Origin of the sequence: Pseudomonas rubra (assembly GCF_028656935.1) — a bacterium.
Taxonomy (GTDB): Bacteria; Pseudomonadota; Gammaproteobacteria; order Pseudomonadales; family Pseudomonadaceae; genus Aquipseudomonas; species Aquipseudomonas rubra.
In genome coordinates this window covers 36,628-51,595 of the sequence record NZ_JAMDGZ010000027.1, presented here as the reverse complement: position 1 = coordinate 51,595, position 14,968 = coordinate 36,628, and the positions used below count along the sequence as shown (strand labels likewise).

The window sequence follows — 14,968 nt, the reverse complement described above, 5'->3', positions numbered from 1 at the left end:
GCGCCGCAGCGGCCTTAGCCCGATGCAAACACAGGCATATCGCCGCGAAGCATAGCTGAGCGTTCGTCGTATTTCTGCTGGTCAAGTGACTTTGCGCTCGCTAGAATTGCGCACTTTTTGATCAGAGGCGCCCAAAGCGCCCGTCAGGTTTGCCCGCTGCCATGGCCGGCAAACCCTTCAATACCGAGGTTAGTCATGTCCACCACCCCTATGCCCACCGCGCCCAAGGTCGGCTTCGTATCCCTGGGTTGCCCCAAGGCCCTGGTCGATTCCGAGCGCATCCTGACCCAGCTGCGCATGGAAGGTTATGAAGTCGTGCCCACCTACGAGGACGCCGACGTGGTGGTGGTCAACACCTGCGGCTTCATCGACAGCGCCAAGGCCGAATCCTTGGAAGTGATTGGCGAAGCCATCAAGGAAAACGGCAAGGTCATCGTCACCGGCTGCATGGGTGTCGAGGAAGGCAGCATCCGCGACGTCCACCCGAGCGTGTTGTCGGTGACCGGCCCGCAACAGTACGAGCAGGTGGTCAACGCCGTGCACGAAGTCGTGCCGCCGCGCCAGGACCACAACCCGTTGATCGACCTGGTGCCGCCCCAGGGCGTCAAGCTGACCCCGCGCCACTACGCCTACCTGAAGATTTCCGAAGGCTGCAACCATAGCTGCAGCTTCTGCATCATCCCGTCGATGCGCGGCAAACTGGTCAGCCGCCCGGTCGGCGAAGTGCTGAGCGAGGCCGAGCGCCTGGTCAAGGCCGGGGTCAAGGAGATCCTGGTGATCTCCCAGGACACCAGCGCCTATGGTGTTGACGTCAAGTACAAGACCGACTTCTGGAACGGTCGCCCGGTCAAGACGCGCATGCTCGAGCTGTGTGAAGCGCTGAGCAGCCTGGGCGCCTGGGTGCGCCTGCACTACGTCTACCCGTACCCGAACGTAGACGACGTGATCCCGCTGATGGCAGCCGGCAAGATCCTGCCGTACCTGGACATCCCGTTCCAGCACGCCAGCCCCAAAGTGCTCAAGTCGATGAAACGCCCGGCGTTCGAAGACCGCACCCTGGCACGCATCAAGAATTGGCGCGAACAGTGCCCTGAGCTGGTGATCCGTTCAACCTTCATCGTCGGCTTCCCGGGTGAAACCGAGGAAGACTTCCAGTACCTGCTGGACTGGCTGACCGAAGCCCAGCTCGATCGCGTTGGCTGCTTCCAGTATTCCCCGGTCGAAGGCGCCCCGGCCAACGACCTGGGCCTGGACGACGTACCGGATGACATCAAGCAGGAGCGCTGGGACCGCTTCATGGCCCACCAGCAGGCGATCAGCACCGCGCGCCTGCAACTGCGCATCGGCAAGGAAATCGACGTACTGATCGATGAAGTCGAAGACGAAGGCTCGGTCGGTCGCAGCTTCTTCGATGCCCCGGAAATCGACGGCAATGTGTTCATCGACGGCAGCCACGGCTTCAAGCCGGGTGACACAGTGCGTTGCCGGGTGACCGACGCCGACGAGTACGACATGTGGGCCGAACCGATCTGATTCGGCGCTGTTAAAAAAGCCCTGCCAGCGATGGCGGGGCCTTTTTTTACAACTATCGTTTCCTCAATTGCCCCGAGGAGACCACCGCAATGCGCAGGCACATCACCGTGCAGACGCCCAGCTTCAGCGACTACCCGGAGCTTGTACGCGTGTGGGAGGCATCGGTGCGCGCCACCCACGACTTTCTTCCCGACAGTTATATCTGTCTGCTGCGCGAGCTGCTGCTGAGCCAGTACCTGGACGCGGTGATGCTGATCTGCTGCAAGGATCCCAGACAACGAATCCGCGGCTTTGCCGGGGTCGCCTGCGGGCGGGTGGAAATGCTCTTCATCGACCCCCAGGCACGTGGCCAGGGCCTGGGCTCGCGGCTGCTGCGGGTGGCCATCGATGAGCTGCACGCCGAGCAACTGGACGTCAACGAGCAGAACGCCCAGGCCCTGGGCTTCTACCTGCGCCAGGGCTTTGAAGTGGTCGGTCGCTCGGAAACAGACGGCATGGGGCAACCCTACCCCCTACTCCACATGAGGCTAATTCGTACGCAGTCTGTCCGCACCGGCTGAAGGACTATGTAATCCACCTCCGAAATACCGCCAAACTGAAGATTAATGGCCGGATCAAAGAATGTTCCCGGCCCCAAGCCCGTCCAGGCAGTTACAATAGGCACCTTTCCCTGTGCCTACGGCTGTCGTCATGTCTGAACCCATTCGCCTTTCCAAACGCCTCATCGAACTGGTCGGTTGCTCCCGGCGGGAGGCCGAACTGTACATCGAGGGCGGCTGGGTTACCGTTAACGGCACCGTGATCGACGAACCGCAGTTCAAGGTCACCGAACACAAGGTCGAATTGCGCCCCGGCGCCAAGGCCGAAGCGCTGGAGCCGGTCACCCTGCTGCTCAACCAGCCGGCCGACCTCGACCTCGACAGCGCCTGCGCCAGCATCGGTGCCGACAGCCTGTCGCCCGAGCACAGCTACAGCCGCCGCCCGCTCAGGGCGCACTTCGCCCGCCTGAGCTGTGCTGCGCCGCTTCAGGAAGGCGCCAGCGGCCTGCAGGTGTTTACCCAGGACTGGCGGATTACCCGCAAGCTCAGCGCCGACCTGGCCAAACTGGAGCAGGAATACATCGTCGAAGTCAGTGGCGATATGATTGCCCATGGCCTGGAGCGGCTCAATCGCGGCTTCAACTGGAAAGGCAACGAACTGCCGAAGATCAAGGCCAGCTGGCAGAACGAAACACGCTTGCGCATGGTTCTGAAAAACCCGCCAGCCGGGCTCATCAACCTGCTCTGCAGCAGTGTCGGGGTCACCCCGGTGAGCATGCGCCGGATCCGCCTCGGCGGCGTCGCCATGAGCAAGCTGCCACTGGGCCAGTGGCGCTACCTGGCAGCCAGCGAAAAATTCTAAGCAACATGGCGCCGTCACTCAGGCGGCGCCCCTGAACAGGATTGTCCCCATGATTCACAACGATGCCCTGCGCAGCCTGCGCTACCTGCTGGACGTCAACGACGCCAAGCTCACCGACATCATCAAGCTGAGCGGTTTCGACGTGTCAACCGCCGATATCGCCTCCTACCTCAAGAAGGAAGAAGAGGAAGGGTTCGTGCGTTGCCCCGACGAGGTCATCGCCCACTTTCTCGATGGCCTGGTGATCTTCAAGCGCGGCAAGGACGACAGCCGTCCGCCGCTGCCGATCGAGCTGCCAGTGACCAACAACATCGTCATGAAAAAGCTGCGCGTAGCCTTCGAGCTGAAGGAAGACGACCTGCACGCAATCCTCAAGGCCGCCGACTTCCCGGTGTCAAAACCGGAACTCAGCGCCTTGTTCCGCAAGGTCGGGCACAACAACTATCGCCCCTGCGGCGACCAGTTGCTACGTAACTTCCTCAAGGGCCTGACCCTGCGGGTTCGTGGCTGAGCCGGCGATGAACTACAGCGTCGCACCGGTCGGCTACGTCCGCTCCTGCTTCAAGGAAAAGTTTGCCATTCCGCGCCAGCCGCAATTGGCGCCGGCCGCCCGTGGGGTGCTGGAGCTACTGCCACCCTACGACACTGGCGAGGCAGTGGCCGGCCTGGAACAGGTCAGCCACGTCTGGCTGCTGTTCCTGTTTCACCAGGCCCTGGAAGACAAGCCACGGCTGAAGGTGCGCCCACCACGGCTGGGCGGCAACAAGTCCATGGGCGTGTTCGCCACTCGCGCAACCCACCGGCCCAACGGCATCGGTCAGTCGGTAGTCCGGCTGGAAAAGGTCGAGGCTGGCCGCTTGTGGTTGTCGGGCATCGACCTGCTCGATGGCACACCGGTGCTCGACATCAAACCCTACGTGCCCTATGCCGATGCCTTGAGCACAGCGGTCAACCAGATGGCAGACGCGCCGCCTGCACCGATCGCGGTGAACTGGAGCGATGCTGCCTTGATCCAGGCCCGCGAGCATGGCCTGCGCCTTTGTGAGCCGTTGCTTGAGCTAATCGAGCAATGTCTGGCCCAGGACCCGCGCCCGGCCTACCAGATACCGCCACCCGAGCGCGTGTATGGGGTGAAGTTCTGGGATGTACAGGTGCGCTGGCACTACCCGCAAGCGGATCAGATCCGGGTGCTGGAAGTGGTGAAAGATCTGTAGGCACTGTCCTGCTTTTCACAAGCGCTGAATGACGAGCGAGTGGGAGCGGGCTTGCCCCGCGATGAGCATCGGTATCTACACATCTCTAGCAAGTCAGCCTATTGGCTCTTGATATGCGTGCCTAACCAGGAGCCATCTTCATCGATCAGGATTAGAGATGTGTAGATACCTATGCCGCGATGAGGCCAGTATCGTCAACGCTTCAGGTATCTCCAATCGCGGGGCAAGCCCGCTCCTACAGGTACAAAAAAAGCAGGCCGAGGCCTGCTTTCTTGTGTCGGTACTGCTTACTTCTCGACGAATGCACGCTCGATCAGGTAGTCACCCGGCTCGCGCATACGGGCCGAGATCTTCAGGCCGAAGCTGTCGAGCACTTCGCTGGTCTCGTCGAGCATGCTTGGGCTACCGCAGATCATTGCACGGTCGTCCTGCGGGTTGATCGGTGGCAGGCCGATGTCGCTGAACAGCTTGCCGCTGCGCATCAGGTCGGTCAGGCGGCCCTGGTTCTCGAACGGCTCGCGGGTCACGGTCGGGTAGTAGATCAGCTTGTCACGCAGCGCTTCGCCGAAGAACTCGTTCTGCGGCAGGTGCTCGGTGATGAACTCGCGGTAAGCGACTTCGTTGACGTAGCGTACGCCGTGAACCAGGATCACTTTTTCGAAGCGCTCGTAGGTTTCCGGGTCCTGGATGACGCTCATGAACGGCGCCAGGCCAGTGCCGGTGCTGAGCAGGTACAGGTGCTTGCCCGGGTTCAGGTCGTCGAGCACCAGGGTGCCGGTAGGCTTCTTGCTGATGATGATTTCATCGCCTTCCTTCAGGTGCTGCAACTGCGAGGTCAGTGGGCCGTCCTGCACCTTGATGCTGAAGAACTCCAGATGCTCTTCCCAGTTCGGGCTGGCAATCGAGTAGGCGCGCATGAGCGGGCGGCCGTTTGGCTGTTGCAGGCCGATCATCACGAACTGACCGTTCTCGAAGCGCAAGCCCGGATCGCGGGTGCACTTGAAGCTGAACAGGGTGTCGTTCCAGTGGTGAACACTGAGGACACGTTCGTGGTTCATGTTGCTCATGTACGGGCTCCTGAAGAAAAACGCGGCGCTAAGCGAGAGCGCGATTGCGCAATAGTTTAGTGCCAGCGACAATATCTGTTAACTGAATTATCAAGATATGTCTTATCGGTTATATAGATATGCGATTTACCCTTCGCCAGCTCCAGGTGTTCGTTGCCGTGGCCCAGTACCAAAGCGTCTCGCGGGCCGCTGGAATACTGGCGCTATCGCAATCGGCCGCCAGTACCTCGATCACCGAACTTGAGCGCCAGTCCAGTTGCCAGCTGTTTGACCGCGCCGGCAAACGCCTGAGCCTCAACGCCCTGGGCCATCAACTGCTGCCCCAGGCGGTCGCCCTGCTCGACCAGGCCAAGGAAATCGAGGACCTGCTCAACGGCAAGTCCGGCTTTGGCTCGCTGGCGGTGGGCGCCACCCTGACCATTGGCAACTACCTGGCCACGCTGCTAATCGGCAGTTTCATGCAGGTCCACCCGGAAAGCCAGGTCAAGCTGCATGTACAGAACACTGCGCATATCGTGCAACAGGTTGCCCATTACGAAATTGATCTGGGTCTAATCGAAGGTGACTGCAACCACCCGAATCTGGAAGTGCAGCCTTGGGTCGAAGATGAGCTGGTGGTGTTCTGTGCGCCCCAGCACCCGTTGGCAAAACGCGGCCAGGCGAGCATGGAAGACCTCACTCATGAGGCCTGGATCCTGCGTGAACAAGGCTCGGGCACCCGCCTGACCTTTGACCAGGCCATGCGTCATCACCGCTCGACCCTCAATATCCGCCTGGAGCTGGAACACACCGAAGCGATCAAGCGGGCGGTCGAGTCGGGCTTGGGAATCGGCTGTATCTCGCGCCTGGCCCTGCGCGATGCCTTTCGTCGCGGCAGCCTGGTGCCGGTGGAAACCTCCGAGCTGGACCTGGCCCGGCAGTTCTACTTTATCTGGCACAAGCAGAAATACCAGACGACCGCCATGCGCGAGTTTCTCGAGCTGTGCCGCAGCTTTACTGCTGGCGTCAGCCGCAGTGACGAAATCGTCCTGCCAACCATCGCTTAGAGCAGAATTACCGCCCAGGTCAGGCCGACCATGCTCAAGGCCACGAACTGGGCGGCGCTGCCCATGTCCTTGGCGTTCTTCGACAACGGGTGGCGATCGAGGGAGATACGATCGATCGCCGCCTCCACCGCCGAATTCAGCAGCTCGACGATCAGCCCCAGCAAGCACACGGCGATCAGGATCGCCCGCTCGGCGCGACTGACATCCAGCCAGAATGCCACCGGGATCAATATGACGTTGAGCAGCACCAGTTGACGGAACGCCGCCTCACCGGTGAACGCGGCGCGCAGGCCGTCGAACGAATAGCCGGCGGCATTGAAAATACGTTTGAGACCGGTCTGGCCCTTGAAAGGCGACGACATAAAAACTCACTTCATCCACTGAACGTGCTGCAGGCTAGTGTAGATCGGGTCAAAAAAGCGTGAAGGCCAATGGCCTTAGCTGGCTGAAACCGATTCCAGTTGTTGCAGCAACAAGGCGGCCTGTGTACGGGTACGCACGCCAAGCTTGCGGAAAATCGCCGTCACGTGGGCCTTGATGGTCGCTTCCGAGACGCTCAACTCATAGGCGATCTGCTTGTTCAGCAAACCTTCGCAGACCATGGTCAGCACCCGGAACTGCTGTGGGGTAAGGCTGGCCAGGCCCTCGCTGGCGGCCTTGGCCTCAGCGGACACATCGACCTTCTCGAACGCTTGCGGCGGCCACCAGACCTCACCGTCCAGAATCTTCTGCACAGCGTCCTGAATCACTTCCAGCGAGCTTGATTTGGGAATGAAACCGCTGGCGCCGAACTCCCGCGACTTGACCACTACCGCTGCTTCTTCCTGCGCCGACACCATTACCACCGGAATCTGCGGGTACTGCCCGCGCAACAGCACCAGCCCGGAAAAGCCGTAGGCGCCCGGCATGTTCAGGTCCAGTAGAACCAGGTCCCAGTCGGCCTTCTCGCTCAGGCGGGTTTCCAGCTCGGCGATGCTCGCTACTTCTACCAGGCGCACATCAGGGCCCAGGCCCAAGGTAACAGCCTGGCGCAGCGCACTGCGAAACAGCGGGTGGTCATCGGCTATCAGGATTTCGTATGTGGCCATCGATCTAATGATCCTGTTCTGTGCAGGCGCAGGAAGGAAGGATAAGCGCCTGGCGGGCAACACGAGGCTTACGGCAACGCCGCAAACCCAAAGGCACGTCGAGGCCAGGAAAAACAGCGTTTCAAGCCTTCGTTGTGCCCGAATCGGCGCCAAGGATGCCGAGCCAGGACCGGGTGGTCAAGTTCAACACCCCCCATGCTCGCCCACCCTGGCCACCAATCTGGCCATTATGAAGCAAAGTGACGCGCCTGCCCCTTGTACTATAGGAAGGTATGCAAACGCTGGTGCACGCTATCGTGCTCATCCAGCGGCAGTTGATGCTTGGCGCTCAGGTAGTGGGTGGTGAATACATCCAGGTACGCATCCAGCGCTTGGGCCGCGCGATTGTCGCCGGCCAGTTCCAGGCACATGGCCGCCACTTCGGCGGTGCAGAAGTGATCGTCACGCTTGGAGCGACGCAAGCGATAGCGCGAGATCTGCTCAGGTTGCAGGCTCAATACCGGAAAGCGATTGAGGTACGGGCTCTTGCGAAACATCTTGCGTGCTTCGGTCCAGGTGGCATCCAGCAGAATGAACAAAGGACGCTTGCCCGGCGTACGCACGACCTCGCTGACCACCCGCTCAGGCTCGACGAACTCGCCAGGAAACACGATATAGGGCTGCCACTGCGGATCGTCGAGCAGTGCCAGCAACGCTTCATCGACCGCCGTACGCTGCCAGCCAAACGCCGAGGTATCGGCAATCAGGTCAGCGATCAGCCAGCCGGTGTTGGTCGGTTTCAAGGGCTCGGTGTCATGCATCAACAGGCACATGCCCGAATCGGTCGGCACCAGCGGGCGCCAGGCGCACAGGCAGTAACTGAAAATCACCCGACACTTAGGGCAGCGGGGCGCCCGGGCACCGCGGGCAACGAAGGGTTTGACACTGTGCGCCAGGCGCTCGGCGCGCAGGCGCGATACGGCATGGCTCATGGCTGGGCACAACGTGGGCAAGAAAGGGATGACACTGCACGGACTCGGCAAGACGGAAAACCCGCGCAGTTTATCAGAGCCTGCCGACGGGTTGAGGGGATTTGCCGTGCAGCAAGCGCGCCGACTCCCCTATAATCCTCAGCCTGTCGCTACCCGCTGGCATTGCCGTTGCGCCCGTGACGGAACACCGCGCGCCGTTGTCGGTCCAACTGCCAGTTACCGAACCAGGAGAGATTCATGCTGCGCTTCATCGCCCCGTCCCTGAGCCTGTTGCTCGCCTTGCCTCTGGCAGCCAACGCCGCCTCCAAGCAGGAATTCGAGCTAAGCAAAATGCTGCAACAAGTTGCCACACAAAGCAGCGTCGGCACGCCGCGGGCGATCAACGAGGACATCCTCGATCAGGGCTACACCGTTGAAGGCAAGCAACTGATCAATCACCTGAGCGTGCTCCCTAGCCATGCGCAAAAAATGCAGGCCGACCCGAACCGCGTGCGCAGCCAACTGGGTGATAGCGTGTGCAAGAACACCGGTTACCGCCAACTGCTGGAAAAAGGCGCGGTGCTGACCTATCGCTTCACCGAGTACAAGACCAACCGCCCAGTCAGCGAACAGGCATTCAATGCCGCCAGCTGTGGCCTGAAGCTCAAGAAGTAACGGCTCTAGGCTACCCGTTCCCTGTCGCGCCGCTGTTTTTCATCGGCGCGCAGTTCTGCCACCAGGGCCTGGATGTACCGCGAGTGCCGCTCCCCTCCCCCCAGCCGTCGCAGGCACTCCTGTTCAAGGCTCAGGTTATTGGCCTGCGCCGCATTCTCGAGCAACCGGAACAACTGCTCGTCAAGCTCCAGGTTAAGCCGTTGCATGCTGCAGCCTCCCTGCACCGCGCGAACTCGCTGAACTTCAGTTAACCAGACCTGCGCAATGATTGGATCCCAGCTGACGAGTGGTCCTGCCGTCGGCAGCGAACGCAGTGGAACCCTTCTGCATAAACCCGCGCCAGGGTCTAGATTGATAGCAACCATCCCATACTTTTCGGGCAAGCAAAGGGGGTTGCCCATCGACGTGCTGCGATGCACGTGCAGCGTTGAACAACAATAAGTTGTATGGACCCATTACCACTGCGATAAGACCTTGCAGGTCTACTGCAATGCTCGGGGGCCACACTCGAGCCACGGCAGCCAGCGACACATGCAGTGTCGCGGCCGGGTAGCGCATTGCCACCCGGTCAGAGGTTTTGCTGCAGAAGGAGACGTTTGAATGCCTTACAAACCGAACGAACTGCTATCGAGTCACTTCAAGAACAACGACATCGACCTGAGCAAGATCGATGAGCAACTGAGCCTGGTTGCGCCAAACAGCCCCAACCTGCCGCTGTACCGCGACATGATGCTGACCGTCCTGCGCATGGCACATGATGACCGCAACCGCTGGAACGCCAAGATCACCCTGCAGGCCCTGCGTGAGCTCGATCATGCCTTTCGCACCCTCGAACAATACAAGGGCCGCCGCAAGGTCACGGTGTTTGGCTCGGCCCGCACCCCGGTCGAACACCCGATGTACGCCTTGGCCCGGGAACTGGGGGCGACCCTGGCACGCTCGAACCTGATGGTCATTACCGGCGCCGGTGGCGGCATCATGGCCGCCGCCCATGAAGGCGCAGGCGTGGAGCACAGTTTGGGTTTCAACATCACCCTGCCCTTCGAGCAACACGCCAATGCCACGGTGGATGGCACCGACAAGTTGCTGCCGTTCCACTTCTTCTTCATTCGCAAGCTGTTTTTCGTCAAAGAAGCCGATGCCCTGGTACTGTGCCCGGGTGGGTTCGGTACGCTGGATGAAGCGCTGGAAGTGCTCACGCTGATCCAGACCGGTAAAAGCCCGCTGGTGCCGATCGTTTTGCTGGACTCACCCGGTGGCAGCTTCTGGCAGGAAGCCCTGAACTTCATCACCCGCCAACTGGAAGAGAACCGCTATATCCTGCCCAGCGACATGAAACTGCTGCGCCTGGTGTACAGCGCCGACGAGGCGGTGGAGGAAATCAACCAGTTCTACAGCAACTACCACTCCAGCCGCTGGCTGAAAAACCAGTTTGTGATCCGCATGCAGCACCCTCTGAGCGAAGCCGCGCTGTTTGACGTGCAGGAAGGCTTTGCTGATTTGCGCCTGAGTGGCAACTTCTACCAGCACGCCTATGGTGGCGAGCAGCATGACGAGGCCCGCTTCAGCCACCTGACGCGCCTGACCTTCGCCTTCAACGGGCGTGACCAGGGACGCCTGCGCGAGCTGGTGGACTTCATAAACCTCTCGGAGAACTGGGCCAAGCCTCAACCGATGCACACTACCCAAAGGGCACGCGAGGCACTAAAAGTCACCTAGGGCTGCACGAAATATGCCTGCGCGACACTTATGCTGCGTTGAAAACAGGCTCGGAATGCTCATTGACAGCCAGTAAAGTCGTGCGCGACCCCCGCCGTTCCTCGCCTGTTTTCGCCTTGCCTAAGCGCCGCTCGGCGATATTTCGTGCAGCCCTAGCGTCGCTCAGTCGTCCAGCCCTCGGCCGCTCAACAGGCGGCCGACCGACTCCATGGAAAAGCCACGGTAAACCAGAAAACGGGTTTGCTGTGCGCGGCTGCGCGGATCGATGGGCAGTTGGCCAGCAAACTTGCGCTGCCAGACCTCCAGCAACCGGGCTGACCAGTCCACCCCACATTCACGCAGGGCCTGGTCGATATCACCACGGTGCAGACCGCGCTGGCCCAGCTCTTCGCGAATACGCGCGGGGCCATAGCCTGAGCGAGAACGGTAGCTGATAAAGCTTTCCAGATAACGGGCTTCACTGAGCAGGCCCTCTTCCGTCAGACGGTCGAGCTCCTGATCAATCAATTCGGGGGAAGCGCCACGCTGACGCAACTTGCGCGTCAGCTCGACTCGACCGTGCTCGCGACGTGCGAGCAGGTCCATGGCTGTCCGCCTGACGGCGACGGGGGTATCGAGTACGGCGGACATGGGGTCAATCAATAGTCAGCGTTAGCGTCAGCCAGGTCTTCCGGCTCGGCATCGGCTACTGCGGCTTTGCCAGCGGCTTCAACAGCACCGGCATTAAGCAGCTTGTCGCGGATCTGCTTCTCGAGGGTCGCGGCGATTTCCGGGTTTTCCTGGAGGAACTTGGCCGAATTGGCCTTGCCTTGGCCGATCTTGCTGCCCTGGTAGCTGTACCAGGCACCGGATTTTTCCAGGAAACCGTGCAGTACGCCCAGGTCGATGATCTCGCCGTTGCGGTAGATGCCCTTGCCGTAGAGGATCTGGAATTCAGCCTGACGGAATGGCGGAGCCACCTTGTTCTTGACGATCTTGACCCGGGTTTCGCTGCCGACCACTTCGTCGCCGTCCTTCACCGCGCCGGTACGGCGGATGTCGAGACGGACCGACGCGTAGAACTTCAGCGCGTTACCACCGGTGGTGGTTTCCGGGCTGCCGAACATCACGCCGATCTTCATGCGGATCTGGTTGATGAAGATCACCAGGCAGTTGGCGTTCTTGATGTTACCGGTGATTTTACGCAGCGCCTGGGACATCAGGCGAGCCTGCAGGCCCACGTGCATGTCGCCCATTTCGCCTTCGATCTCGGCCTTGGGTACCAGGGCCGCCACGGAGTCGATAATGATCACGTCAACCGCGTTGGAACGCACCAGCATGTCGGTGATTTCCAGGGCCTGCTCGCCGGTGTCCGGCTGCGAGACCAGCAGGTCGTCGACATTGACGCCCAGCTTGCCGGCGTATTCCGGGTCCAGAGCGTGCTCGGCGTCGACGAAGGCACAGGTAGCGCCTGCTTTTTGTGCCTGGGCGATCACCGACAGGGTCAGGGTGGTTTTACCGGACGACTCCGGGCCGTAGATTTCGACGATACGGCCTTTTGGCAGACCGCCAATGCCCAGGGCGATGTCCAGGCCCAGGGAGCCGGTGGAAATGGCCGGAATTGTCTGGCGCTCGTGGTCGCCCATGCGCATGACCGCGCCTTTACCGAATTGACGCTCGATTTGCCCCAGGGCCGCAGCCAAGGCGCGCTTCTTGTTGTCGTCCATTGAAGTCCTCACGTAATCGATAGGGCCTGACGGCCAGAACACCTGTATAAGTAGCCAGTATTATTCCACAGGGTTTTCTTCGCGCCTACCCCCGATGTGCGATTTACTCTGCTCCAAGCTGTAACAAGCCCTCTAGCGCGGCGATTACCGTTTGTCGGCGCACCGCGTCACGGTCACCGTCGAAGTGCCGGCGCTCGCTGCTGACGTGGCTGCCATCGGCCCAGGCCAGCCAAACGGTGCCCACCGGTTTTGCCGGCGAACCGCCATCGGGCCCGGCCACGCCGCTGACCGCTACGGCAAAACGCGCGCCGCTGGCGGCCTGGGCGCCCCGCACCATGGCCTCGACCACGTCCTGGCTGACGGCCCCGACCTGCGCGAACAACGCTTCGGGCACCGCCAACTGACGGGTCTTCTGGCGGTTGGAATAGGTCACGTAACCGGCCTCGAACCAGGCCGAGCTGCCCGGGACCCGCGTGATGGCCTCGGCAATGCCGCCGCCGGTGCAGGACTCGGCAGTGGTCACCTGGGCATTGAAACGGCGCAGATGCTCCCCCAGTCGGGCGGAAAGTGCAGTGATCGGGTCCATGCCAAGCTCCTTGGTCAATGCCGCTGCCTGCGCTGCGCCAGCACCTCGCGAGGGAAGCGCAACAGCAGGTTGTAGCTGAAGAATGTCATCACGTAGAGCGCCAACAGGGACACCATCGCGATAAACGGAAAGAACACCACGCTCAGGCCAAAAAAGCGGAACTTTCTCGAGTGAGCGGCAAAGTCGGTGAAGGTAAAAAAATTCTGGTAGATCAGAAAAGCATCCAGCAGCACACAGCCTGCGGCAATCAATGCATATCTGCCCAGTGCCACCTGCGCCGGTGGCCCCGGCCGCAGCAACGATCGCCGCATGATGCAGACAGTAATCCACAAGGAAAAAAGCGGCGCGGCCACGGCAACGTAATTGCCGATCGCCTTGGCTGTCAGGGGGAACATCGATGACCAGACGCCCACCCGGCCGAACAGGCAATCATCGAGAAACCGCTCAAGTTCGGCGTAAAAGCCCTGATCTGCCGCGGCCGGTACCAGCCAGGCAAGCAGGATGATCGGCGCCAGGCTCACGCCAATCAACAGGTACGGGATATGCAGGTGGGCACCCTGCTGCGGGTCGGCTTTCATCACATTCATATTCACTGCGTCCATTGAGCCGGGCCAGGGGCAGCAGCACGGCGGCTCCCCCCAGCCCATCTTTTCAGGATGCTACTGCATTGAGCACCATCTGGTTGAACGACTCCATTGCCTGGGCGTCGATGTAGGACGACACGGCAGCCAGAATCACCCCGGTGGCAATGATACCTGCACCTGCGGCCAAACCAGGTGCCAGCACCAGCGCCAGGCCTGCACCCAGTACGGCGCCGGCGGCAGCGCCTACCAGAGCGCCCACGGCAATGCTTTCCAGCTCCAGAAAGAACGGCTTCCATTCACCGGTGCTGAAACCACTGGCCGCCTTCTGCGCCAGGGTCGTTGCCTGCACAGCCTTGCCCGTTACACCAAACGCTTTGCCCAAGCGCATGGCGTTGTCGGCATAGGTTGCCACATCCAGGGCATTGAGGGCCTGAACGATGGCGGCAGTGTCCTTCTGGTTCATCTTGAAGCCCGGGTTGCGCGCAAGCTTTTCAAACGCCTGCATGGCCTGGTCGTAGCTCTTGACCGTCTTGCCGGCGATATCCTTCTTCAGTTCGTCGGCAGCCTTGGCCATCTGCGTACCGAAGCGGCTGGCGACCTCTTTGCCGACATCGCTGGCAAAACTCACTGCGCTTTTGTATGCCTCCTGCTCCGCCACTTCCCGGGCTTGGGCCTGCAGCTTGTCGAGTTTCTCCTGGAGCATCGCGTTTGCACTCAGGTCGCCGTGCAGGCTCAAGCCTGCGCTCAGCATATCCAGGACCTGGTCGATGGCGGGCGGAATCTGCTCGTCATCGAGTTTTTTCAATTCGGCGACCATTTTGTCGATATTGCGTTCGAGCACCTCACTGCCCGGCGACGTGGACAGGCGCAGACGATTGAATTTGATCAACTCGTCGCGCTTGGCCATCATGGCTTTGACGATGCCGATGGAGCGTTCCAGGCGCTGCCCCGGACTCAGGGCCGCATTGCTGCCGGCAGCGGCTTCGGCGGCGCGCTGTTCGGCGTCAAGGGTGGCCGGTAGGGCGCGTTCCTTGCGCAAGAAGTTGTCGCGGACCTCGTCACGTACCTCGAGGATCTGGTAGGGCAGAATGCCCCAGACACTCATGCCCAGGTCGTAGTACGCCTCGATACTCGGCCAGCCATCCCCTGACAGCACCGATTCGACGATCGTGGAGTTGAACACCGCCGCCGCGTTAAAACTTGGGCCGCTGGGCCTGCTGACGCCATCGATCGACACCGTCACCGAACCGACCACGCTACTCATGTCGCCGCCGCCCCAGAAGCCGCCGAAGACATTGCCACCTGCGGCGCCGCCGCTATTGCCGCTCGGGGGAATGCCACGGTCGACGATGATATTTTTTTCAGCCATGTTTAAAGTCCTTTTTTGTTGAATCAATTG

General features: G+C 60.9%; 18 protein-coding genes. 8 read left to right on the top strand and 10 right to left on the bottom strand.

The window, feature by feature from the left end; genetic code table 11:
• The first annotated feature begins 195 nt into the window (after positions 1-195).
• From rimO to tsaA, 5 genes are all read left to right on the top strand, one after another.
• Positions 196-1,533, top strand: coding sequence for a 30S ribosomal protein S12 methylthiotransferase RimO (gene rimO, locus M5G17_RS13680; protein ID WP_273893443.1), 1,338 nt, complete (start codon positions 196-198; stop codon positions 1,531-1,533).
• 89 nt (positions 1,534-1,622) lie between these two features.
• The gene (locus M5G17_RS13675; RefSeq protein ID WP_273893442.1) at positions 1,623-2,093 is read left to right on the top strand and encodes a GNAT family N-acetyltransferase; all 471 of its coding nucleotides are present in this window, start codon (positions 1,623-1,625) and stop codon (positions 2,091-2,093) included.
• 130 nt (positions 2,094-2,223) lie between these two features.
• Positions 2,224-2,934: an rRNA pseudouridine synthase gene (locus M5G17_RS13670; protein WP_130263514.1), complete on the top strand. Its 711-nt coding sequence runs from the start codon at positions 2,224-2,226 to the stop codon at positions 2,932-2,934.
• 49 nt (positions 2,935-2,983) lie between these two features.
• Positions 2,984-3,445 (top strand): YehS family protein, encoded by a 462-nt coding sequence (locus tag M5G17_RS13665; protein ID WP_273893441.1) that lies wholly within the window; start codon positions 2,984-2,986, stop codon positions 3,443-3,445.
• 7 nt (positions 3,446-3,452) lie between these two features.
• Positions 3,453-4,148: a tRNA (N6-threonylcarbamoyladenosine(37)-N6)-methyltransferase TrmO gene (gene tsaA / locus M5G17_RS13660; protein ID WP_273893440.1), complete on the top strand. Its 696-nt coding sequence runs from the start codon at positions 3,453-3,455 to the stop codon at positions 4,146-4,148.
• Between the two features lie 287 nt (positions 4,149-4,435).
• Here the strand turns inward: tsaA and fpr are convergent, their stop codons facing one another.
• Positions 4,436-5,215, bottom strand: coding sequence for a ferredoxin-NADP reductase (fpr, locus tag M5G17_RS13655; RefSeq protein ID WP_007908723.1), 780 nt, complete (start codon positions 5,213-5,215; stop codon positions 4,436-4,438).
• A gap of 119 nt (positions 5,216-5,334) precedes the next feature.
• Between fpr and M5G17_RS13650 the strand changes: the two genes are divergently transcribed.
• A complete protein-coding gene (locus M5G17_RS13650; protein WP_273893439.1) occupies positions 5,335-6,261 on the top strand; it encodes a LysR family transcriptional regulator in 927 nt (308 codons plus the stop codon).
• Here the strand turns inward: M5G17_RS13650 and M5G17_RS13645 are convergent.
• From M5G17_RS13645 to M5G17_RS13635, 3 genes are all read right to left on the bottom strand, one after another.
• Positions 6,258-6,623 (bottom strand): diacylglycerol kinase, encoded by a 366-nt coding sequence (locus M5G17_RS13645; RefSeq protein ID WP_273893438.1) that lies wholly within the window; start codon positions 6,621-6,623, stop codon positions 6,258-6,260. The genes M5G17_RS13650 and M5G17_RS13645 overlap by 4 nt on opposite strands.
• A gap of 75 nt (positions 6,624-6,698) precedes the next feature.
• Positions 6,699-7,349 carry a response regulator transcription factor ErdR gene (gene erdR, locus M5G17_RS13640; protein ID WP_130263509.1) on the bottom strand — a complete coding sequence of 217 codons (651 nt, stop codon included), beginning with the start codon at positions 7,347-7,349 and terminating at the stop codon, positions 6,699-6,701.
• 260 nt (positions 7,350-7,609) lie between these two features.
• The gene (locus tag M5G17_RS13635; protein ID WP_273893437.1) at positions 7,610-8,320 is read right to left on the bottom strand and encodes a tRNA-uridine aminocarboxypropyltransferase; all 711 of its coding nucleotides are present in this window, start codon (positions 8,318-8,320) and stop codon (positions 7,610-7,612) included.
• 237 nt (positions 8,321-8,557) lie between these two features.
• On the opposite strand from M5G17_RS13635, the gene M5G17_RS13630 reads away from it, so the two are divergent.
• Positions 8,558-8,974, top strand: a complete 417-nt coding sequence (locus M5G17_RS13630) for a quorum-sensing-regulated virulence factor family protein (protein WP_273893436.1) — start codon at positions 8,558-8,560, stop codon at positions 8,972-8,974.
• 5 nt (positions 8,975-8,979) lie between these two features.
• On the opposite strand, the gene M5G17_RS13625 is transcribed toward M5G17_RS13630, so the two are convergent.
• Complete coding sequence (locus M5G17_RS13625; protein WP_273893435.1) at positions 8,980-9,180, bottom strand: hypothetical protein; 201 nt, start codon at positions 9,178-9,180, stop codon at positions 8,980-8,982.
• A gap of 394 nt (positions 9,181-9,574) precedes the next feature.
• Between M5G17_RS13625 and M5G17_RS13620 the strand changes: the two genes are divergently transcribed.
• Positions 9,575-10,693, top strand: a complete 1,119-nt coding sequence (locus M5G17_RS13620) for an LOG family protein (RefSeq protein WP_273893434.1) — start codon at positions 9,575-9,577, stop codon at positions 10,691-10,693.
• Positions 10,694-10,855: 162 nt separating this feature from the next.
• Here the strand turns inward: M5G17_RS13620 and recX are convergent, their stop codons facing one another.
• The 5 genes from recX to M5G17_RS13595 all read right to left on the bottom strand — a co-directional run bounded on the left by recX (position 10,856) and on the right by M5G17_RS13595 (position 14,938).
• A complete protein-coding gene (recX, locus tag M5G17_RS13615) occupies positions 10,856-11,323 on the bottom strand; it encodes a recombination regulator RecX (RefSeq protein ID WP_130263504.1) in 468 nt (155 codons plus the stop codon).
• Positions 11,324-11,331: 8 nt separating this feature from the next.
• Complete coding sequence (recA, locus tag M5G17_RS13610) at positions 11,332-12,399, bottom strand: recombinase RecA (RefSeq protein WP_273893433.1); 1,068 nt, start codon at positions 12,397-12,399, stop codon at positions 11,332-11,334.
• Between the two features lie 103 nt (positions 12,400-12,502).
• Positions 12,503-12,985 carry a CinA family protein gene (locus tag M5G17_RS13605; protein WP_273893432.1) on the bottom strand — a complete coding sequence of 161 codons (483 nt, stop codon included), beginning with the start codon at positions 12,983-12,985 and terminating at the stop codon, positions 12,503-12,505.
• A gap of 14 nt (positions 12,986-12,999) precedes the next feature.
• The gene (locus M5G17_RS13600; RefSeq protein WP_273893431.1) at positions 13,000-13,632 is read right to left on the bottom strand and encodes a hypothetical protein; all 633 of its coding nucleotides are present in this window, start codon (positions 13,630-13,632) and stop codon (positions 13,000-13,002) included.
• A 4-nt stretch (positions 13,633-13,636) separates the two neighbouring features.
• A complete protein-coding gene (locus M5G17_RS13595; protein ID WP_273893430.1) occupies positions 13,637-14,938 on the bottom strand; it encodes a colicin-like pore-forming protein in 1,302 nt (433 codons plus the stop codon).
• Positions 14,939-14,968 lie beyond the last annotated feature (30 nt).